This window comes from Pseudomonas sp. MF6747 (assembly GCF_963890955.1).
Taxonomy (GTDB): Bacteria; Pseudomonadota; Gammaproteobacteria; order Pseudomonadales; family Pseudomonadaceae; genus Aquipseudomonas.
In genome coordinates this window covers 1-22921 of sequence record NZ_CAWPSZ010000010.1, presented here as the reverse complement: position 1 = coordinate 22921, position 22921 = coordinate 1, and the positions used below count along the sequence as shown (strand labels likewise).

The window sequence follows — 22921 nt, the reverse complement described above, 5'->3', positions numbered from 1 at the left end:
TGGGTGACAGGTCCGTTAACAAACGGCCAAGGATCAGCGCCCGCAGGAGGACGACATGGGTTTGTACGGTGCATACAGCGTGTTTCAGTTTGGAGCCTTTAGCCTATCGGGCACCCTCAGCCTGATGAGAGCGCTCAGCCGATGAGTGCCGCCACGCGACTGCGCCTGTTTTGCCTGCCCTATTCGGGGGCCAGCGCCATGGTCTATGCGCGTTGGCGTCGGACTCTGCCGGAGTGGTTGCAAGTGTGCCCACTGGAATTGCCGGGGCGCGGCATGCGTATGGATGAGCCGTTGCAGCGCGACATCAAGGCCTTGGCAGCGCAGTTGGCGGATGAAATCAGCCGTGACCTGAACGGCCCGTATGCCCTGTTCGGCCACAGTCTCGGCGGCCTGCTCGCCTTCGATTTGGCCCACGCCCTGCGCGAGCGCGGTGTGCCTGAGCCGCTGGCGTTGTTTGCCTCCGGCACCGCCGGCCCGGCGCGCCGTGATGTGAGTGACTACGCCATTGAAAAAACTGACCAGCAACTGATCGCCCGCCTGCGCGAACTGCAGGGCACCGCTGAAGAGGCCCTGGCCAACCCCGAATTGATGCAGTTGATGCTGCCGATTCTGCGCGCCGACTTCCTGCTCTGCGGCAGCTTCACCTACGGCCAGCGCGAACCGCTGGGCATGCCGATCCACGTGTTTGGCGGCAAGCAAGACAGCGTACGCGCCGACCAGTTGCTTGACTGGCAGGCCGACGCCGCCAGCGGCTTCTCTCTGGACATGTTCGACGGCCACCACTTCTTTCTCGTGCAGCACGAAAGCGCCGTGCTGCGTTGCCTGCGGCGCTACGCCGAGGAGCACCTCGCACGCTGGCGCAATGGCGCGGCGCGGCAGCTGGTCGCCGGCTAAGCGCTCTCTATTTCTCGATTTTCCCGTAAGCCGATTTCAGGCAGGAACCCCATGATGGACGCCTTCGAACTTCCCCGCACTCTGGTCCAGTCTCTTCAACGTCGCGCCGCGCAGACCCCGGACCAGGTGGCCCTGCGCTTCCTCGCCGACTGCGCCGAGCAAAACGTTGTGCTCAGCTACCGTGACCTGGACCAGCGCGCCCGCACGATCGCCGCCGCCTTGCAGGCCAATGTGGCGTTGGGCGAGCGCGCGGTGCTGTTGTTCCCCAGCGGCCCGGACTACGTCGCGGCGTTTTTCGGCTGCCTGTACGCCGGGGTCATCGCAGTGCCGGCGTATCCGCCAGAGTCCACGCGCCGGCATCACCAGGAGCGCTTGTTGTCGATCATCAGTGACGCCGAACCGCGCGTGCTGCTGACCATTGCCAGCCTCGGCGACGGCCTGGCGCAGATCGAAAACGCACCCCCGGTGCTGAGCGTCGACACCCTGGAGGCACAGCTCGCCGAGCGCTGGGTCGAACCCGAACTGCACGCCGATGACATCGCCTTCCTGCAATACACCTCCGGTTCCACCGCATTGCCCAAAGGCGTGCAAGTCAGCCACGGCAACCTGGTGGCCAACGAAGTGCTGATCCGTCGTGGCTTCGGCATCGACCTCAACCCGGATGACGTGATCGTCAGCTGGCTGCCGCTGTACCACGACATGGGCCTGATCGGCGGCCTGCTGCAACCGATCTTCAGCGGCGTGCCGTGCGTGTTGATGTCGCCGGCGTACTTCCTTGGCCGGCCGCTGCGTTGGCTGGAGGCAATCAGTGAATACCGCGGCACCATCAGCGGTGGCCCGGATTTCGCCTACCGCCTGTGCAGCGAGCGGGTCAGCGAATCAGCCCTGGAGCGCCTCGACTTGAGCACCTGGCGCGTGGCCTATTCGGGCTCTGAGCCGATCCGCCTCGATACCCTGGAACGCTTCGCCGAGAAGTTCGCGACGTGTGGCTTCACCCCGAACAATTTCTTCGCCTCCTACGGCCTGGCCGAGGCGACCCTGTTCGTCGCTGGCGGTACCCGCGGCCACGGCATCCCGGCCTTGCGCCTGGATGAACAGGCGTTGGCCGCCAACCGCGCCGAACCGGGGCAGGGCAACGCGATCATGAGCTGCGGCACCAGCCAGCCGGAGCACGCGGTGTTGATCGCCGACCCGCACACGCTGAGCGAACTGCCGGATAACCACGTCGGCGAACTGTGGGCCAGCGGCCCGAGCATCGCCCACGGCTACTGGCGCAACCCGCAAGCGTCGGCCAAGACGTTTGTACAGCACGCCGGCCGCACCTGGCTGCGCACCGGCGACCTGGGTTTTATCCGCGAGGGCCAGGTGTACATCACCGGCCGCCTCAAAGACCTGCTGATCGTGCGCGGCCATAACCTGTACCCGCAGGACATCGAACACACCATCGAGCGCGAAGTGGAAGTGGTGCGCAAGGGCCGCGTCGCCGCTTTTGCAGTGAATGACCAGGGCCTGGAAGGCATCGGCATCGCCGCCGAAATCAGCCGCAGCGTGCAGAAAATCCTGCCGCCCGAGGCGCTGATCAAAGCCATCCGCCAGGCCGTGGCCGAGGCGTATCAACAAGCCCCGAGCGTGGTGGTACTGCTCAACCCCGGCGCCTTGCCGAAGACGTCCAGCGGCAAGGTGCAGCGTTCAGCCTGCGCGATCCGCCACGCCGACGGCAGCCTCGACAGCTATGCGCAGTTCCCCGAGCTGCAAGCGCACGTGAGCGATGCGGTGTTGGAATCCGAACTGCAAAGCCAGATCGGCGCAATCTGGTGCGAGCAGTTGCAGCTCGCAAACGTCGCCGCCGATGACCACTTTTTCCTGCTCGGCGGTAACTCCATCACCGCCACCCAAGTGGTCGCGCGCCTGCGCGAAACCCTGGGGCTGGAGCTGAACCTGCGCATGCTGTTCGAAGCGCCGACCCTTGCGAGCTTTGCCGCAAGCGTTGCGCAATTGCAGCAGGACGGCGGCGTTGCTCAAGGCGCGATTCATGCCTTGTCGCGCCAGGACGACTTGCCGCAATCCCTGGCGCAAAACCGCCTGTGGATCACCTGGCAACTCGACCCGCAGAGCAGCGCCTACACCATCCCCGGCGCCTTGCGTTTGCGCGGCGAGTTGGACGAAGGCGCCGTGCGCGCCAGCTTCCAGCACTTGATCGAGCGTCACGAAGCCCTGCGTACGCGTTTCTACGAGCGCGACGGTCAGGCCTTCCAGCGTGTGCAGGCAAGCGCCGAATTCGACCTGCAAATTATCGACCTCAGCGACCTGCCTGACGCCGAGCGTGAGGCTCGCGCGCAGCAGATCCGCGAAGACGAAGCGAGCACCCAGTTCGACCTGGAAAAAGGCCCGCTGCTGTGGGTGACCCTGGTGCGCCTGGACGATGAAGACCACCAATTGCTGGTGACGCTGCACCACATCATCGCCGACGGTTGGTCGCTGAATATTCTCATCGACGAATTCTCGCGCCTGTATGCCGCCGCGACGCAAGGCCAGACTTTGGAGCTACCGCCACTGGCCCTGCAATACGCTGACTACGGCAGCTGGCAGCGCCAATGGCTGGCTGAAGGCGAAGGCCAGCGGCAACTGGCGTACTGGAAAACCCAGTTGGGCGAGGAGCATCCGAGCCTGAGCCTGGCCACCGACCATCCGCGCTCGGCGCAACAACGCCACAGCGCGTCGCGCCATAGCGTGCGCCTGGATGCCGGCCTCAGTGCAGCGATTCGCCAGACCGCCCAAGACCACCAAGCCACCCCGTTCATGCTGCTGCTGGCGGCGTTTCAAAGCCTGCTCTACCGCTACAGCGGCCAGCGCGATATCCGCATCGGCGTGCCGAATGCCAACCGGCCGCGCCAGGAAACCCAAGGCCTGATCGGTTTCTTCATCAACACCCTGGTGCTGCGCGCCGAGCTGGACGGGCGCCTGCCGTTCAATCAATTGTTGGCGGCCACCCGTCAGGCTGCGCTGGGCGCCCAGGCGCATCAGGACCTGCCGTTCGAGCAACTGCTGGAAGCCTTCCCGCACGCCCGCGAACAGGGCCTGTTCCAAGTCATGTTCAACCACCAGCAACGCGACCTGAGTGCCTTGCGCCGCCTGCCGGGCATGCTCGCCGATGAGTTGCCATGGCACAGCCGCGAAGCCAAGTTCGACCTGCAACTGCACAGCGAAGAAGACCGCAACGGGCGCTTGAGCCTGTCGTTCGACTACGCCGACGAATTATTCGACCGCGCAACCATTCAGCGTCTCGCCGAGCACTACATCAACGTGCTGCACGCCGTGTGCGAGCAACCGCAACAGGCCATCGGCGACTTGCAGCTGATGCAAACCGACGAACAACAGCCGTGGAGTGAATCGCCGTGCACGCCGGCGCAACAGTGGCTGCCCGAGCTGCTCAGCCAACACACCGCGGACAACACCGCGCTAGTCTGGAAGGACGGCAACCTGAGCTTCGCCCAACTGCACACCCAGGCCAATCGCCTGGCCCATTACCTGCGCGACAAGGGCGTTGGCCCGGATGTGTGCGTGGCCATCGCCGCCGAACGCTCGCCGCAACTGTTGATCGGCCTGCTGGCGATCATCAAGGCCGGTGGCGCCTATGTGCCGCTCGACCCGGATTACCCCGCCGACCGCCTGGCCTACATGCTCCAGGACAGCGGCGTGCACCTGCTGTTGACCCAAACCGCACTGCTCGAGTTGCTACCGGCACCCGAAGGCGTGTGCGTGATCGCCATGGACAGCCTGCACCTCGACAGCTGGCCGACCCATGCACCGGGTTTGCATCTGCAGGGCGACAACCTCGCCTACGTGATTTACACCTCCGGCTCCACCGGCCAACCCAAGGGCGTGGGCAATACCCATGCGGCGCTGGCCGAGCGTTTGCAGTGGATGCAAGCCACGTATCAACTCAACGACACCGATGTGCTGATGCAAAAAGCGCCGATCAGTTTCGACGTGTCGGTGTGGGAGTGCTTCTGGCCATTGATCACCGGTTGCCGCCTGGTGTTGGCCGGCCCCGGCGAGCATCGCGACCCGCACCGCATCGCGCAGTTGGTGCAGGAACACGGCGTAACCACCCTGCACTTTGTGCCGCCGCTGTTGCAGCTGTTTATCGATGAGCCGCTGGTGGCCGAATGCACCAGCTTGCGCCGCCTGTTCTCAGGCGGTGAAGCGTTGCCCGCCGAACTGCGCAACCGCGTCTTGGCACAGTTGCCGGCGGTGCAACTGCACAACCGTTATGGCCCGACGGAAACCGCGATCAACGTCACCCACTGGCAGTGCCAGGCCGAAGACGGCGAACGCTCGCCGATTGGCCGGCCGCTGGGCAATGTGATCTGTCGCGTGCTGGACGAACACCTCAACCCATTGCCGGCCGGTGTGCCGGGCGAATTGTGCATCGGCGGCATCGGCCTGGCGCGCGGTTACCTCGGCCGCGCCGGGCTGACCGCCGAACGTTTCGTCGCCGACCCATCGGGCGAGGCGGGCACACGCCTGTACCGCACCGGTGACCGCGTGCGCTGGAGCGCTGACGGCGTACTCGAATACCTCGGCCGCCTCGATCAGCAGGTCAAGCTGCGTGGCTTTCGCGTGGAACCGGAAGAAATCGAAGCACGCCTGTTGGCCATGGACGGCATCACCCAAGCCGTGGTGCTGGTGCGTGACCAGCAGTTAATCGGCTACTACACCGCCAGCACCGCACTGGACGAGCAGCAGGTAATAACCGCCCTGGCCGCCGAGCTGCCGGAATACATGGTGCCCGCGCAACTGATGCGTCTGGATGCGATGCCGCTGAGCCCCAGCGGCAAACTGGACCGCCGTGCATTGCCGGCGCCGGTGTGGCTAACCCGTGAACACATCGAACCCCAAACCCCATTGCAGCAGCAGATTGCGGCGATCTGGCGCGAAGTCCTCGGCCTGCCTCGCATTGGCCTGGGCGACGACTTCTTCGCCCTCGGTGGCCACTCGTTGCTGGCCACGCAAATCATCTCGCGCACCCGCCAGGCCTGCGACGTCGAGCTGCCGCTGCGCACCTTGTTCGAAGCCAGCGAGTTGGGCGCCTTTGCCGAGCAAGTCGGCCTGATCCAAGCCTCGGGCCAGCGCAACCAGCAAACCGCTATCGCCAAGGTCGACCGTAGCGCGCCGGTGCCGCTGTCCTATTCCCAACAGCGCATGTGGTTCCTGTGGCAGATGGAGCCGGACAGCCCGGCCTACAACGTCGGTGGCATGGCGCGCCTGCGTGGCGTGCTGGACGTGGGGCGGTTCGAGGCGGCGTTGCAAGCCCTGATCATGCGTCACGAAACCTTGCGCACAACCTTCCCGAGCGTCGACGGCGTGGCCCAGCAAAAGGTCGCCAGGCAAACCGGACTGCGCATGGATTGGCAGGATTTCTCGGCGCTCAATGAAGCCGAGCGTCAGCTGCGCCTGCAACAACTGGCCGACCACGAAGCCCATACGCCTTTCAACCTGGAAACCGGGCCATTGCTGCGCGCGTGTCTGGTCAAGGCCGGCGAGCAGGAACACTACCTGGTGCTGACCCTGCACCACATCGTCACCGAAGGCTGGGCGATGGACATCTTCGCGCGTGAACTCAGCGCGCTGTACGAGGCCTTTATCGACGAGCGCGACTCGCCGCTGGCGCCGTTGCCGGTGCAGTACCTCGACTACAGCGTGTGGCAGCGCCAATGGCTGGAGTCCGGTGAGCGCCAGCGCCAACTGGACTACTGGATCGGGCAGCTTGGGCATGAGCATCCACTGCTCGAACTGCCCGGCGACCGCCCGCGTCCGCCGGTGCAAAGCCATCAGGGCGAGCTGTACCGCTTTGACCTGAGCGATGAACTGGCCGCCCGCGTGCGCGCCTTCAATGCCGAACGCGGCCTGACCCTGTTCATGACCATGACCGCCACCCTGGCCGTGTTGCTCTACCGCTACAGCGGCCAGACCGACCTGCGCATCGGCGCGCCGGTGGCCAACCGGATTCGCCCGGAAAGCGAAGGGCTGATCGGCGCGTTCCTCAACACCCAGGTGCTGCGTTGCCAGCTCAATGGGCAGATGAATGTCGCTGAATTGTTCGAGCAGGTACGCCACACCGTGATCGAAGGCCAGTCCCATCAGGACCTGCCGTTCGATCATTTGGTGGAAGCCCTGCAACCCCCGCGCAGCGCGGCCTACAACCCGCTGTTCCAGGTGATGTGCAACGTGCAGCGTTGGGAATTCCAGCAGAGCCGCCAACTGGCCGGCATGACCGTCGAGTACCTAGCCAACGATGCGCGCGCGACCAAGTTTGACCTCAACCTGGAAGTCACCGACCTCGACCATCGCCTGGGTTGCTGCCTGACCTACAGCACCGACCTGTTCGACGCGCCGCGTATTGCGCGCATGGCCGAGCATTGGCGCAACCTGCTGGAAGCGTTGATTGCCAACCCGCAACAGCGTCTCAGCGAACTGCCGTTGCTGACCGCTGTCGAGCAGCGCGTGTTGCAGGACAGCCTCGGTGTGGAGGCGGGTGAGCATCGCCTCGATCAGTGCATCCATCAGTTGTTCAGTCAGCAGGCGATCCAGCGTGCCGATGCACCGGCGCTGACTTTTGCAGGAGAAACGCTGACCTACCGCGAACTGGACGCCCGCGCCAATCGCCTGGCGTGGATGCTGCGCGAGCGTGGCGTCGGCCCACAGGTGCGCGTCGGCCTGGCGTTGCCGCGTTCTCTGGAAATGGTGATTGGCTTGTTGGCGATTCTCAAGGCCGGTGGCGCCTACGTGCCGCTGGACCCGGAATACCCGCTGGACCGCTTGCACTACATGATCGAAGACAGCGGCATCGGGCTGCTGCTCAGTGATGCGGCGATGTTCGAAGCCCTCGGTGAACTGCCGGCGACGGTGGCGTGCTGGTGCCTGGAAGATGACCTGCCGGTGCTCGCCAATTACCCGGCCGACGAGCTGCCCTTTATCAGCTTGCCGCAGCATCAGGCGTACTTGATCTATACCTCAGGTTCCACCGGCAAGCCGAAAGGCGTGGTGGTGTCCCACGGTGAAATCGCCATGCATTGCCAGGCGGTGATCGAGCGCTTTGGCATGCGTGCGGACGATTGCGAACTGCACTTTTATTCGATCAACTTCGACGCCGCCACCGAGCGCTTGCTGGTGCCGCTGCTCAGCGGTGCGCAGGTGGTTGTGCGGGCCCAGGGCCAGTGGGATGCCGAAGAAATCTGTGCGCTGATTCGCACCCATCGCATCAATATCCTCGGCTTCACCCCAAGCTATGGCAGCCAGTTGGCGCAGTGGCTGGCGACTCAGCAGCAAACCTTGCCGGTGCGCATGTGCATCACCGGCGGCGAGGCGCTGACCGGCGAACACCTGCAGCGTATCCGCGCAGCCTTCCAGCCCGAGGTGTTTTTCAACGCCTACGGCCCGACCGAAACCGTGGTCATGCCGCTGGCCAGTCTGGCGCCGGAGCAGTTGGAAGAGGGCGCTGGCAGCGTGCCAATCGGCAGCATCATCGGCGCCCGCGTGGCCTACATTCTCGACGCCGACCTGGCGCTGGTGCCGCAAGGCGCGACCGGCGAGTTGTATGTCGGCGGGGCCGGTCTGGCGCAGGGTTACCACCAACGCCCGGGCATGACCGCAGAGCGTTTTGTCGCCGACCCGTTTGCTACGAATGGCGGGCGTTTGTACCGCACCGGCGACCTGGTGCGCCAACGCGCCGACGGGCTGGTGGAGTACCTGGGCCGTATCGACCATCAGGTGAAAATTCGCGGTTTCCGCATTGAGCTGGGCGAAATCGAAACCCGCCTGCTGGAACACCAAGCGGTGCGCGAAGCGGTGGTGCTGGCACTGGATTCGCCGAGCGGCAAACAGCTGGTGGCTTACCTGGTCAGCGACGCCGACCACGCCACGCTGCGCGACGCGCTCAAGGCACACCTCAAGACGCAACTGCCGGACTACATGGTGCCTGCGCACCTGATCGTGCTGGACAGCATGCCGCTGACCGCCAACGGCAAACTCGACCGCCGCGCCTTGCCGCAACCGGACCCGGAGGCGAACCGCCAACACTACGTGGCGCCACGCAACGAACTGGAGCACACCCTGGCCGCGATCTGGTGCGCCGTGTTGAACGTGCAGCAAGTCGGCCTGGACGATAATTTCTTTGAACTGGGCGGCGACTCGATTCTGTCGATCCAGGTGGTCAGCCGTGCGCGGCAGGCCGGGATTCACTTCAGCCCGCGCGACCTGTTCCAGCACCAGACCGTGCAAACCCTGGCGGCGGTGGCCACGCGGTCCGAGCGGGTCAGCGCCGAACAAGGGGTGCTGACGGGCAGCTCCGGCCTGACGCCGATCCAGCATTGGTTCTTCGATACCGCGATGCCGAATCGTCAGCACTGGAACCAGGCGTTGCTGCTCAAACCGCTGCAACTGCTCGACCCTCATCGCCTGGAGCAAGCGCTGTTGGCGGTACTGGAACACCACGACGCCCTGCGCCTGAGCTTTACGCCGCGTGATGCCCAATGGCACGCCGAGCACATGGCCGTGCCGCAAGGTGGCGTGCTGATGCAGGCGCAAGTGCGCGATATGGCGCAGTGCACCGCGCTGTTCACCGACACCCAACGCGGCCTCGACCTCGAACACGGCTCGCTGCTGCGCGCCTTACTGGTAGATGGCCCGCAGGGTCAGCAACGCCTGCTGATCGCGATTCACCACTTGGTGGTGGATGGCGTGTCGTGGCGCGTATTGCTTGAAGACCTGCAAGCGGTCTATCGCCAACTGAGCGACGGCCAATCGGTCAGCTTGCCGGCGAAGACCAGCGCCTTGCGCGATTGGGCTGCGCGTTTGCAGGCCTATGCGAGCAGTGAATCCCTGCGTGAAGAGTTGAGCCTCTGGCAAGACCGGTTGGCCGGTCCTGCGGCGGTATTGCCGGTGGATCGCCCACACGGTTCGCTGCTCACTCGTGATGCCGACACGGTCAGCGTGCGCCTGGACGCGCAACATACCCGCCAGTTGCTGCAACAGGCGCCAAGCGCTTATCGCACTCAGGTCAACGACCTGCTGCTGACGGCCCTTGCCCGTGTGCTGTGCCGCTGGAGTGGTCACGATTGCGCGCTGATCCAGCTGGAAGGCCATGGCCGTGAAACCTTGTTTGATGACATCGACCTGACCCGCAGCGTCGGCTGGTTTACCAGTGCTTACCCACTGCGCCTGACCCCGCAAGCAGAGCAGGGCGCTTCGATCAAGGCGATCAAGGAGCAACTGCGCGGCGTGCCGCACAAAGGTCTGGGCTATGGCGTGCTGCGTTACCTGGCGGACGATCTGTGCAAGCAGACCATGGCTGCACTGCCAAGCGCCGACATCACCTTCAACTACCTCGGCCAGTTCGACCAGAGCTTCGGTGCCGATGCGCTGTTCCACCCGCTGGATGAGCCCGCCGGCCTGGCGCATGACTCAGAGGCGCCGTTGCCCAATGAGTTGAGCGTCGACAGCCAGGTGTACGGCGGCGAACTGGTGCTGCGCTGGACCTTCAGCCGCGAGCGCCACGATCAACAGACCATTCGCGAACTGGCCCAGGCTTACCTGGAAGAACTGCAAAGCCTGATCGCGCATTGCCTGAGCGACGCTGCCGGCGGCCTCACGCCGTCGGACTTCCCGCTGGCGCACCTGACTCAGCCACAACTCGACAGCCTGCCGGTGCCGGCCAGCGCCATCGAAGACGTGTACCCGCTGACGCCGATGCAGGAAGGCCTGCTGCTGCACACCCTGCTGGAACCCGGCACGGGCCTTTACTACATGCAGGACCGCTACCGCATCAACAGTGCGCTCGACCCGCAGCGGTTTGCCCAAGCCTGGCAGGCGGTGATCGCGCGTCACGAAGCCTTGCGCGCATCGTTCTGCTGGAACGTCGGCGAAGACATGCTGCAAGTGATCCACAAGCCGGGCAGCACGCCGATCGAGTACCTGGACTGGAGCGCCGATCCGCAAAGTGAACAGGAACCCCGTCTGCAAGCCTTGCTCAAGGCCGAGCGGGAAGCCGGTTTCGATCTGCTCAACCAGGCGCCGTTTCACCTGCGCCTGATCCGCGTCGGTGAAGCGCGCTACTGGTTCATGATGAGCAACCACCACATCCTCATCGATGCCTGGTGCCGTTCGCTGCTGATGAATGACTTCTTTGAAATTTACATGGCCTTGGGCGAAGGTCGCGAAGCACAGTTGGCCACACCGCCGCGCTATCGCGATTACATTGCCTGGCTGCAACGCCAGAACCTCGCCCAGGCACGCCAGTGGTGGCAGCACAACCTGCAAGGTTTCGAGCGCACCACACCGATCCCGAGCGACCGGCCGTTCCTGCGTGAACATGCGGGCCACAGCGGCGGCATGGTGGTGGGCGACTGTTACACCCGCCTTGAGGCACGCGACGGTGCGCAACTGCGAGAACTGGCGCAGGCCCATCAACTGACCGTCAACACCTTCGCCCAGGCGGCATGGGCGTTGGTGCTGCGTCGCTTGAGTGGCGAGCGTGACGTGTTGTTCGGCGTTACCGTGGCCGGGCGCCCGGTGGACATGCCCGAGATGCAACGCACTGTCGGCCTGTTCATCAACAGCATCGCGCTGCGGGTGAAACTGCCTGAAGACGGTCAGCGCTGCAGCGTGCGCCAGTGGTTGAGCGGCTTGCTAGACAGCAACATGCAGCTGCGCGAGTACGAGTACCTGCCGCTGGTGACCATCCAGGAACACAGCGAATTGCCCAAGGGCCAACCGCTGTTCGACAGCCTGTTCGTGTTCGAGAACGCGCCGGTGGAGGTCTCGGTGCTGGACCGCGCGCAAAGCCTGAACGCCACCTCGGATTCCGGCCGCACCCACACCAACTTCCCGTTGACCGCAGTGTGCTACCCGGGCGATGACCTGGGTTTGCACCTGTCCTACGACCAGCGTTACTTCGACGAAAGCACCGTGCAGGGCATGCTCGGCGAGTTCAAGCGCTTGCTGCTGGCGCTGGTGCAGGGCTTTCATGGCGACATGGCCGACCTGCCGCTGATCGGCGAGCAAGAGCGTGAATTCCTGCTGGAGGGGTGTAACCAGAGCGCGCATGACTACCCGCTGGAGCGCAGCTATGTCGAGCTGTTCGAGGCGCAGGTGGCCGAGCATCCGCAGCGCATCGCCGCCAGCTGCCTTGACCAGCAATGGACCTATGACGAGTTGAACCGGCGCAGTAACGGTTTGGGTCACGCGCTGATCGCAGCAGGCGTTGGCCTGGACCAGCCGGTGGCGTTGCTGGCCGAGCGTAACCTCGACCTGCTGGGCATGATCATCGGCAGCTTCAAGGCCGGCGCCGGTTACCTGCCGCTGGACCCAGGCCTGCCCAGCCAGCGCTTGAGCCGGATTATCGACTTGAGCCGTACGCCGTTGCTGGTGTGCACCGAGGCGTGCCGCGAGCAGGCGATTGAGCTGCTGGACGGTACCGACTGCCAGCTATTGGTCTGGGAGGAAGTGCCGGGGCGTGGGGAAAATCCAGGTGTCTACAGTGGCCCGGACAACCTCGCCTACGTGATCTACACGTCGGGCTCCACCGGCCTGCCCAAGGGCGTGATGGTCGAACAGCGCGGCATGCTCAATAACCAGTTGAGCAAGGTGCCTTATCTGGACCTGAGCTCGACGGATGTGATCGCCCAGACCGCTTCGCAAAGCTTCGATATTTCCGTGTGGCAGTTCCTCGCTGCGCCGCTGTTTGGCGCGCGGGTCGATATCGTGCCGAACACCCTTGCCCATGACCCGCAAGGTTTGCTGGCCCATGTACAGGCCCAGGGCATTACTGTGCTGGAAAGCGTACCGTCGCTGATCCAGGGCATGCTCGCCCAGGAACGCATGAGCCTGGACGGCCTGCGCTGGATGCTGCCGACGGGCGAAGCGATGCCGCCGGAGCTGGCGCACCAATGGTTGCTGCGTTATCCAGACATAGGCCTGGTCAACGCTTATGGCCCGGCGGAATGTTCGGATGACGTGGCGTTCTTCCGTGTTGACCTGGCGTCAACCCAAGGCACTTATTTGCCGATTGGCACCCCGACCGACAACAACCGGTTATACGTGCTCGATGGCGCACTGGAGTTGGTGCCACAGGGCGCGGTCGGCGAGCTGTGTGTGGCAGGTACCGGTGTGGGCCGTGGTTACGTCAGCGACCCGTTGCGCACGGCGCAGGTGTTTGTGCCCAACCCGTTTGGCGCACCCGGCGAGCGCATCTACCGCACCGGCGACCTGGCACGTCGGCGCAGCGATGGCGTGTTGGAATATGTGGGGCGTATCGACCACCAGGTGAAGATTCGCGGCTACCGCATCGAGCTGGGTGAAATCGAAGCGCGTCTGCATGAACAGCCGCAGGTACGTGACGCCGCGGTGGGGGTACAAGAGGGCGTCAACGGCAAGCACTTGGTGGGTTACCTGGTGGCGGCGGATGAAAGCCTCAACCCGAGCGATCGCCTGGACCGCATCAAGCAACGCCTGCGTGCTGAGCTGCCGGAATACATGGTGCCACTGCACTGGTTATGGCTCGAGCGCCTGCCGCTGAACGCCAACGGCAAACTCGACCGCAAGGCTTTGCCGACCCTGGAGATCGGCCAGTTGCACAGCCAGGACTACCTGGCGCCGCGCAACGCACTGGAAACCACGTTGGCGGCTATCTGGGCCGAGGTGCTGAAAGTCGACAGGGTGGGCGTACAGGACAACTTCTTCGAGCTGGGTGGGCACTCGTTGTTGGCCACACAGATTGCCTCTCGGGTGCAGAAAAGCCTGCAGCGGGATGTACCGTTGCGGGCGATGTTCGAGTGCAGCACGGTGGCGGAGTTGGCCGAGTACATCGAGGGGTTGGCGGCGAATGATATCAGCGCCGAGAAGGTGGATCGGTTGAGTGATTTGATGGCGGAGTTGGAGGGGCTTTAAGGAAACCTGGAACCCCTGGCGGTGAGCGTGCTGTGAGTCGGAACGAAAACGACTTTCAGCATTGCTCAACGCAGCATCCACATCGGCGCCGATAGGGGCCTTTAGCCAGGTGGCGCGTGGGTGTGCTGCCTCTCAGAGTCACGCTGGCCTGCCGCATTCTTGGGTGAGTTGGGAGCATGAATAATCGCGGCATCGACGAGGGTGCCTTAGCGCGGGCACCGATCTGTCTCGCCGCCAGGCCAATGCCTCATCACATGCGCACGAGCATCACTTACGAGAGGGCAAAGGCGATTTTGAGCGAAAGTGTGGTTATTTGCGCCTTGATTTGTAGGAAATTGCCCTCTAGTTGCGTAGGTTATTTCCATAATACTGTTTTTATATACAGTGTTTTGGGGGTGGTCGTCTCATCAGAAGAAAATGAGCGAGAAACGGGCCGGTGGAAAAAAAAAGCAGCTTCGTTAGTTTGAGGTTCTCTCCTTCAAGAAAGGAGAGTTCTTAATCAAATCAATGGAGTCGAAAATGAACCAACCACAAACCCAGACACCTCTTCGTCATGGTCGTGTCACGTCCCCTTCCAGCCGTGGCGCCGTCGCCGTGGATCTCGGCCTGCTGGCTACTTGGCAGGTCAATGAAATGGAAGGCGGCAAGAACTTTCCGGCACTGATTGCCGGTCCGTTCCCGGCGCCTTATCAAACCGACAGTGACAGCGTCACCCCACCAGCCGACGGCTTCATCCTCAGCGGCGGCAAGACCGATGCGCGTGACTGCGTCAACTTCACCAACGAGGAAATGGCCAAGAAACTCAACCGCGCCTTCACCTGGCCGCTGCTCAATGTCGACCCGGGTCAGACCTTCAAGGTCACCTGGGAATACACCGCGCCGCACACTACACGTGGCTATCGCTGGCTGATCACCAAGGATGGCTGGGATCCGAAACAGCGCATCACCCGCGCACAACTGGAAACCCAGCCGTTCGCCGAAGACTTCTATACCCAGGTGCCGTACTTCAGCCATGCAGGTGAACTGAAGGCCAAGGTCAATCACGAAGTGAAACTGCCGGCCAACAAAAAGGGCAAGCATGTGATCGTGTTGATGTGGATCGTCGCCAACACCGGCAACGCGTTTTATCAAGCCTTCGACGTGGACTTCAAATAAGCCCGCGCCGTTAAACCCATACGTTCTGAAGGATTAGAACATGACCAAGATTGACTTCACCTTATTGAAATCGCCGCTGAACGATGTCGCTTCGCTGATGCCGAGCATTGCCGGCAAAAAGATCCTCATGGGCTTCTGGCACAACTGGCCTGCCGGAGCGAGCGACGGCTACCAGCGTGGCCAATTCGCCAATATGAACCTGTCGGACGTGCCGAAGGATTACAACGTGGTGGCCGTGGCCTTCATGAAAGGCAACGGTATCCCGACGTTCAAACCGTACAACCTTTCCGACGCCGAGTTCCGCCGTCAGGTGGGCGTGCTAAACAGCCAGGGCAGGGTGGTGCTGATTTCCCTTGGCGGCGCCGATGCGCACATCGAGCTGCATAAAGGCAATGAACAGCCACTGGCCAACGAGATTATCCGCCTGGTGGAAACCTATGGCTTTGATGGCCTGGACATCGATCTTGAACAGAGCGCGATTGATTTCGCCGACAACAAGACTGTCCTGCCCGCCGCGTTGAAACTGGTCAAGGACCATTACGCCAGTGAAGGCAAACACTTCATTATCAGCATGGCGCCGGAGTTTCCTTACCTGACCACCGCCGGTAAATACGTCGGTTACATCCAGGCGCTGGAAGGCTATTACGACTTCATTGCCCCGCAGTATTACAACCAGGGGGGCGACGGGATCTGGGTGCAGGAGGTCAACAACGGCAACGGTGCCTGGATTGCCCAGAACAACGACGCGATGAAAGAGGATTTCCTGTTTTACCTGACCGAGAGTCTGGTGAGCGGAACGCGAGGGTTTACCAAAATCCCGGCGGACAAGTTCGTCATTGGTCTGCCGGCCAACGTCGACGCAGCCGCCACCGGTTATGTGATCAACCCTGCAGCCGTGACCAATGCATTCAAGCGTTTGTACGACAAAGGGTTGCCGATCAAGGGCCTGATGACATGGTCGGTGAATTGGGACAATGGGATCAGCAAAGACCATGTGCCCTACAACTGGGAATTCAGCCGCCGTTATGGGCCGTTGATCCAAGGCACTCATCTGTCTGGCCTCGGTGAGGATGAGGCGGATCTCGACGTCGCCAATCGGCGGTAGCGCAAAGAGACATCTGGCAGACGTGCCTGATCTCAAACAGCTGTGTTTATGATCTGATCGTTGGCTTTACGAAATAGAATCCGATGCCTGTTTGGGCATCGGATTTTCTGCGTCAAGGCTCAAGTCTTCATCAGTTTTTTATGAATTTGCGTTGCTCGTTTTACGTTGCGCAAGCCTGAAACATTCTCAGGGAAACGCCGATTACTTCGGCCCCAGAATCTTCGCCAGTTTGTCCGGTGACGGCGCGCCTTGCTGTTGCTGCAACCCGCCCTTGTCATCCAGATAGAAAATCGCCGGCGTCGCCGACAATTCCAGCTCTTCCATCAACTTCATGTTGGCATCGAGCTTGGCTTCGATGTCCGCCGGGATCTTGTCCAGCGCCTGCAATTTGCTGCCTTTACCGGCGGCTTCGTGTTCTTCCAGAGCTTTTTGCGGGTCTTTGGCGGCGAACAGCGCAGCCGACTTGCCCGGGCTGTCCTCACGGATAATGCCCACCATGATGTGGCGCAACTGCACCTTGCCGGCTTTTACCCACGGCCGTGCCTGTTCCCAGAACATGTTGCAGTATGGGCAGTTGGGGTCGCTGAACAGGTAGACGATACGTGGCGCGTTTTTATCGCCGTCCTGAATCCAGTTGCTGTGTTCCATCTTGGCCCAGACTTCCTTGGCCATCGGCGCGTACACCAGTTTTTCCAGGGGCGCGCTGCTCAGGTCTTTACCCTCGGCGTCGTACAGGTTGCCGGCGATCACACTTTTACCGTCGGAGGTCAGGTACAGCGCCATGCCACGGTTCTGGTATTGCGCGGCGTAGCCGGTGAGACCGCTGGGCGCATCGAACTTGCCAAGAATCTTGGCGCCTTTGGCTTCGATCTGTTTGATCGGTGCCGGCCAGTCTTCGGCCTGGGCCAGAGTGGCCGCGAGCGTCAGCGGCAGCAGGGTCAGCAGGTGGCGGAGGCTTGGCATGTCGGTTTCCTTTCAGGGGCGGTGTCGAAGGGTTCCATGGCACGGGCCAGGCTGGCTTGGGACAGCTCACCGAGGTGGCTGTTGATCAGGCGCCCATCGGCTTGGTAGAACAGCGTGGTCGGCAAGGCCATGGAGCCCACGGCCTGGCCGAGTCGGCCGCTGGCGTCAAACAGCACGTTGTCGAGGGTCAGGCCTTGGGTCGCGAGGAAGGTGCTGACGCTTTGCATGCTTTCGGCCTGGTTGACGAACAGGAAGGTCACGTCGGGGCGCTGGTGCTGGGCGCGCTCCAGTACCGGCATTTCCCGGCGGCACGGTGGGCACCAGGTGGCCCAGAGGTTGATCACCAGCGGGCCGCCTTTGTAGTCGGCCAGTTGCACCACGTCGCCATTGGCGTTGCGCAAGGTGATGTCCGGCAGTTGCGCGCCTTTGTCGTACAGGCTCAGCGATAAACTGGTCAGGCCCCAGAACACTAAGCCGGTGACCACGCCGGCGCTCAACGGTTTGCGCAGGGCAGGGCGGCGCCAGCCGTATAACAGCGCGCCGAGTACCAGTGCAATCACGCCGGGCCAGGCGAGGAAACCGCCGTCGCGCAGGTCGACCATCTGCAGGGGATCGCGGCTGTAATCGCTCCAGTACATCATGACAAAACTGACGCGCGCGGCCAGCATGCCCAACAGGAACAGCGTGAACAGCACCGATTCTGGGTTTTCGCCGCCCCGTTTGGCCACCCGCCAGCCCACCAGGGTGGCGAGTATCAATGCGCTGATCAGCAGGATGTGATTCAGGGCGATGGCGAAGGTGCCGATGGTCAGGGTCAGCATCAGCGTGCGTCTCGGGTTTGCGTCCAGCGTTGCAGGAAGGCGGCGGCATCCACTTCGCCGGTGATGCGTTGGGCACGACGTTCTTCACCGTCCGGGCCGATCCACACAAAGCTCGGTGGCCCCGGCACCTTGTAGCGACCGAGCAGCTCACGGCTGGCAGCGTTGTCGGCGCTGACGTCGAGGCGCAGCAGGCGCACATCTTTCAGGGCGTCCATCACCTCAGGTTGGCCGAATACCTGTTTTTCCATGATCTTGCACGACACGCACCAGTCGGCGTAGTAATCCACCAGCACCCATTGTCCCTGGGCCTTGGCACTGTCGAGCTGGGTTTGCAGCACGGCCGGGTCATTGATGGTCATGAACGCGTCATGGGCGCTCGGTGCAGCCGCAACCCGCGAGCCACCGTAGACCTTCAGCGGTTGCCAGAGGTCGTCGCTGCCACCGGCCGCGCCCACCACCAGCACTGCGCCCCACAGGCCCAGCACCAGGGAGCCGGCGCCAAACACTTTGGCCGCCAGCCCGTATTCGCGCGCCAGGCCCCAGCCGCAGTAAGCCATCACCAGGGCCAATACGCCCCACAGGCCGAGCCACAGGCTTTCGCCGACCACCGGGCGAATCATCAGCACCGCGATGCCCAGGAACAGGAAGCCGAAGACGCCCTTGAGCACGTTCATCCAGGTGCCCGGTTTCGGCAGGAAGCGGTTGCCCACCGTCACCAGCAGCAACAGCGGGATGCCGATGCCGATGCCCATGGCGAAGAGGATCAGGCCACCGTGCAACGCATTGCCGCTCTGGGCGATATACAGCAGCGCGCCGGCCAGTGGCGCAGTCATGCACGGCCCCACCAGCAAGCCGGAGAGCGCACCGAGCATGCCGGCGCCCACCAGGCTGCCACCGCTTTGCTGACGGCTGACGTTGTCCAGGCGATCACGCAGGAAGGCCGGTAATTGCAGTTCAAAGAAACCAAACATTGGCAGGGCGAGGATCACAAACACCGCGGCGAAACTGCCAAGAATCCAAGGCGTTTGCAGCCATGCAGCGAGGTTGCCGCCGAGCAGCGCGGCCAGTACGCCCAGCGCTGCATATACCAGCGCCATGCATATCACGTAGCTGCTGGCCAGGGCGAAACCACGACGCGGGCTCGCGCCACTGCCGACCACCAGGCCTGCCAGAATCGGCAGCATCGGCAGCGAACACGGAGCAAATGCCAGCAGCAGGCCCAGACCAAAGAACACCAGCAGGCTCCAGCCGAGGCTGCGCTGTTGCAGGCCGCTGGCCAGGCTCTGGTCCTGGGCTTGTGCGGTGGCGGCGACGGCGGGGTTGCCGCCCAGGTCCACGGTGATCGACTGCGGCGGGTAGCACAGCCCCGCATCGGCACAACCCTGCCAGCCGAGCTTGACCTGGCCGGTGGCGCCGGCCGGAATCTTCACTTCCAGGCCCTGGCGATACACTTGCTGTTCGCCAAAGAACTCGTCGCTGTGGGCTTCGCCCTGCGGTAACGCCGGCTTGTCGGCCAGGCCGTCGAACTTCATGCGTTGCTGGTACAGGTAGTAACCGTCGGCAATCTGCCAATACAGCTGGGTCTCGCCAGACTCCAGGCGTTCGGAGGTAAAGGTGAAGGCTTTGCCCACCGGGAGGAAATCGGGTTTGCTTTCAAAAGGGTTGCCCGGCGCGGCCTGGGCGAATCCCGCGAACATTACCAGTAGAAAGGTAAACAGATGCCGCATGGTCAAGCCTTAGTTTGGTGCAAGTTAGGGACACAATGTGTGGCGTTGATTAACCGATGATTAACCGGGGGCTATTCTAAAGTGAAGGGCGTGTCTGAGCGCGCCTCTTTTCACGGCATAATCGGCGCTTAATCCGCTGCACCTTTAATTCTCCCCATCTTTCATGAAGGGTTCACCATGCACGTACTGGTCTGTGAAGACGACGAACTGATCGCCAGCGGCATCGTGGCCGGCCTTGGCGCCCAGGGCTTTACCGTCGAACGCGTGGCCACGGCCGCGGCTGCGCGGGCGATGCTCAAGGCGGCCACGTTCGACATCATGGTGCTCGACCTCGGGTTGCCCGACGAAGACGGCCTCAAGCTGCTGCAGCAACAGCGCAGCCAGGGACTGGAGATCCCGGTGCTGATTCTGACGGCGCGGGATTCTGTGACCAACCGTGTCGACGGCCTGCAGGCCGGTGCCGACGATTACCTGCTCAAGCCCTTCGACCTGCGCGAGCTTGCCGCCCGCCTGCAAACCCTCCTGCGGCGGGTGGCGGGGCGCCGGGTCAACCTGATCGAACACGGCCGCCTCGCCTACGACCCCAGCAGCCGCGAAACCTTCCTGGGCGGCGAGCCGGTGGATCTTTCCCGTCGCGAACAAGCGTTGTTGCAGGCCTTGTTGCATAACAAAGGCCGGGTGCTGTCCAGCGAACAGCTCAAGGACAGCGTCTACGGTTTTAACGACGAACTGGAAAGTAACGCCCTCAACGTGCATATCCATCACCTGCGGCGCAAATTGGGCAACGGCATCGTCGAGACCGTGCGCGGCCTCGGTTATCGCCTGGGCACGGCCGACGGTGGCGTGGCCGATGATGGAGAACACGCCTCGTGATGAGCCTGCGCCTGCGCCTGACGTTCAAGCTGGGCGCTGCTTTCGTGCTGATCTGGCTGCTGGCGGCGGCCTGGATGCTCAACGATCTACGCAACCAGATGATGTTTTCCCTCGACCAGCGTCTGGTGGCGTCGGCGCGCATGGTCGCGGGGCTGACCGAGCAGATGCCGGGCCTGGCCAGTGTGAGTGGCGGTACGCACCTGCGCACCGAGCAACTGAATGTGCCGGGGGGCATGGCCTGTCAGGTCAGCTCCCTGCGTGGGGAAATTCTGGCGCGCAGCCACATGACCCCGGATGAAGGCCTGGAGTCGCGCAAGAGTGGCTTTCGCGATCAAGTCATCGACGGCGTCGGCTGGCGCAGTTTCACCCTGTCCCGGGGTGACTTGTTGATCACAACGGCCGACCGCCAGGTGGAGCGCGAGGCGCTGAACCTGTCGATCCTGCTGGCGGCTTCGGTGCCGGTCGGCGTGGCCTTGTTGGGTTGCCTGTGCCTGCTGTGGCTGGGCATCGGCCAGAGTCTGTTGCCGCTCAACCGCATGCGTGACGCGTTGATGCGCCGCAGTGCCGATTCGCTCGAACCCTTGCAGATTCATCCCCTGCCCAGCGAGCTTAAACCGCTGCTCGACACCCAGAACCAACTGTTGCAGCGCATCGCCAAGACCATCGAGCGTGAGCGCCGCCTCACCGGTGATGCCGCGCATGAGTTGCGCAGCCCGCTGACGGCGATCAAGACCCACCTGCAAGTGGCGCGCATGACCGACGGCGCGGCGCGCGACCAATCCCTGGCCCACGCCGAGGAGGGCGCCGACCGCCTGCACCGCACCCTGGAGCAATTGCTGCTGCTGGCGCGGGTGGAAGGCAGCCTGTCGTTTGATGACGGCCTGCAATCGAGCGCTGAACAAGTCGCACGGCTGGCGATCCAGGATGCCAACGCCGGCGACAACCGGCGTATCGACCTGATCCTGTCGGCCAACCTCACCGAGACGCCGGTGGAAATGCCGGTGGCCCTGGCGGTCGCGGCCTTGCGCAACCTGCTCGATAACGCGCTGCGCCATACGCCGGCTGATACCCGTGTTGAACTGAGTGTGTTCACCACTGCCGACACGGTGGTGTTCCGCGTGCGTGATCATGGCAAGCAGATTTCCAGTGAGGACCTGCAATACCTGACCCAACGCTTCTGGCGCAATGGCAGCAGTGAGGGCTGCGGGCTGGGTCTGGCGATTGTTCAGGCGATCGTGCAGCGCTGTTCCTGCTCGCTGAAATTCGACAGCCAGGCGGATGGTTTGCGGGTCGATCTGGGGATGCCGTTGCGGCGCTGAGTACTTTTCTTCAAGCACCAAATAGTTACCGCCTGCCTGACATTCTTCCCTTCAGGATGGCGGTAATTTTTTTGCGCTTGAGCGGGCTGAATGACTCGGCCTGTACTGAAAAGGACGGTTCTTATGTTGGTGGTCGATAGCAGTTTCCCTGCCAGGGGTTTCAATGAGCGTAACGCTGAGCCCGTGCGGCACGTGGTTTTGCATTACACCGCAGCGCCTTTTGCTTCATCCCTGCGTACGCTCACGCAAGACGGTGTCAGCGCTCACTACTTGCTGCCGGATCCGGATGACCCTGGCTACCGCGCCACCGGATATGACGAATTGCGGGTGTTTCGGCTGGTGGACGAGGATAAGCGTGCGTGGCACGCCGGGGTCAGTCATTGGGGTGGGCGGGATGATCTCAATAGCCGGTCGATTGGTGTCGAGGTTGTTAATCTGGCGCGGGATGAGGGGGGCGTGTTTACGTTTCCAGCGTATGGCGAAGAACAGGTTGATGTGCTGATTGCGTTGGTTCGCGATGTGCTTGGGCGCTATCCGCAGATTGGGCCTGCCGATGTGCTTGGGCATTCGGATGTTGCGTATTGGCGCAAGAGCGATCCGGGGCCTCGGTTGCCTTGGCAGCGTTTGTTCGAGGCTGGGGTCGGGGCCTGGTTTGATGAGACGACGCGGGGCATGTTTCAGCGGCGGTTTTGTCTTGGGTTGCCGCCGGAGGTTGAGGTGGAGCGGGCGTTTCAGCGGTATGGGTATAAGCCGGCCCAGAATCGCCGGGCGTTTGAGCTGAGGACGCGGGCGTTTCAGATGCACTTTCGGAGTCGGGATTATGGTGGGGTTTTGGATGGGGAGACGTGTGCGATTTTGTATGCGTTGAATGATCGGTATCGGGGGCTTTGAGTGCGTTTTTTTGGGGGGAGGGTGTACATATCCGTTGCTGCGGTCACGGCGGCTTAGGGTTCCGCTCTTACAGCGGGTCACTTTTGGCAAACGCCCGGAATGCCGGCCCAGCCAAAAGTAACCAAAAGGTCTTTGCCCCACCACTCGGCACCTCGCTTAGGCTCGGTGTGCCCTCACTCCGGCTTGAATCCGTGGGCCGCCGCGACGGGCCATCCATGGCCCAAC

General features: G+C 62.9%; 9 protein-coding genes and 1 pseudogene. 7 read left to right on the top strand and 3 right to left on the bottom strand.

The window, feature by feature from the left end:
* Positions 1–141: 141 nt before the first annotated feature.
* The 4 genes and pseudogenes from AACW30_RS11265 to AACW30_RS11250 all read left to right on the top strand — a co-directional run.
* A complete protein-coding gene (locus tag AACW30_RS11265) occupies positions 142–894 on the top strand; it encodes a thioesterase II family protein (protein WP_200625038.1) in 753 nt (250 codons plus the stop codon).
* Positions 895–945: 51 nt separating this feature from the next.
* Entirely contained in the window at positions 946–13842 is a 12897-nt protein-coding gene (locus tag AACW30_RS11260) for a non-ribosomal peptide synthetase (protein ID WP_200625037.1), read from the top strand.
* A 519-nt stretch (positions 13843–14361) separates the two neighbouring features.
* The gene (locus tag AACW30_RS11255; protein WP_119742343.1) at positions 14362–14997 is read left to right on the top strand and encodes a lytic polysaccharide monooxygenase auxiliary activity family 9 protein; all 636 of its coding nucleotides are present in this window, start codon (positions 14362–14364) and stop codon (positions 14995–14997) included.
* Positions 14998–15037: 40 nt separating this feature from the next.
* Positions 15038–16036: pseudogene (locus AACW30_RS11250) on the top strand (chitinase); the annotation flags it as partial.
* 267 nt (positions 16037–16303) lie between these two features.
* Here the strand turns inward: AACW30_RS11250 and dsbG are convergent.
* From dsbG to dsbD, 3 genes are read right to left on the bottom strand one after another with little or no spacing between them, the layout of a single operon-like run.
* Complete coding sequence (gene dsbG, locus AACW30_RS11245; RefSeq protein WP_200625035.1) at positions 16304–17065, bottom strand: thiol:disulfide interchange protein DsbG; 762 nt, start codon at positions 17063–17065, stop codon at positions 16304–16306.
* Complete coding sequence (locus tag AACW30_RS11240) at positions 17041–17886, bottom strand: TlpA disulfide reductase family protein (RefSeq protein WP_200625034.1); 846 nt, start codon at positions 17884–17886, stop codon at positions 17041–17043. The genes dsbG and AACW30_RS11240 overlap by 25 nt, the downstream gene beginning before the upstream one ends.
* Positions 17886–19613, bottom strand: coding sequence for a protein-disulfide reductase DsbD (gene dsbD, locus AACW30_RS11235; protein ID WP_200625033.1), 1728 nt, complete (start codon positions 19611–19613; stop codon positions 17886–17888). Before dsbD ends, AACW30_RS11240 begins: the two co-directional genes overlap by 1 nt.
* 177 nt (positions 19614–19790) lie before the next feature.
* Here dsbD and AACW30_RS11230 point away from each other — a divergent pair, with 177 nt between their 5' ends.
* The 3 genes from AACW30_RS11230 to AACW30_RS11220 all read left to right on the top strand — a co-directional run bounded on the left by AACW30_RS11230 (position 19791) and on the right by AACW30_RS11220 (position 22696).
* Positions 19791–20486 carry a response regulator gene (locus AACW30_RS11230; RefSeq protein WP_106576501.1) on the top strand — a complete coding sequence of 232 codons (696 nt, stop codon included), beginning with the start codon at positions 19791–19793 and terminating at the stop codon, positions 20484–20486.
* A complete protein-coding gene (locus tag AACW30_RS11225) occupies positions 20486–21805 on the top strand; it encodes an ATP-binding protein (RefSeq protein WP_106576502.1) in 1320 nt (439 codons plus the stop codon). The genes AACW30_RS11230 and AACW30_RS11225 overlap by 1 nt, the downstream gene beginning before the upstream one ends.
* 123 nt (positions 21806–21928) lie before the next feature.
* The gene (locus AACW30_RS11220; protein ID WP_200625032.1) at positions 21929–22696 is read left to right on the top strand and encodes an N-acetylmuramoyl-L-alanine amidase; all 768 of its coding nucleotides are present in this window, start codon (positions 21929–21931) and stop codon (positions 22694–22696) included.
* The last annotated feature ends 225 nt before the right edge of the window (positions 22697–22921 follow it).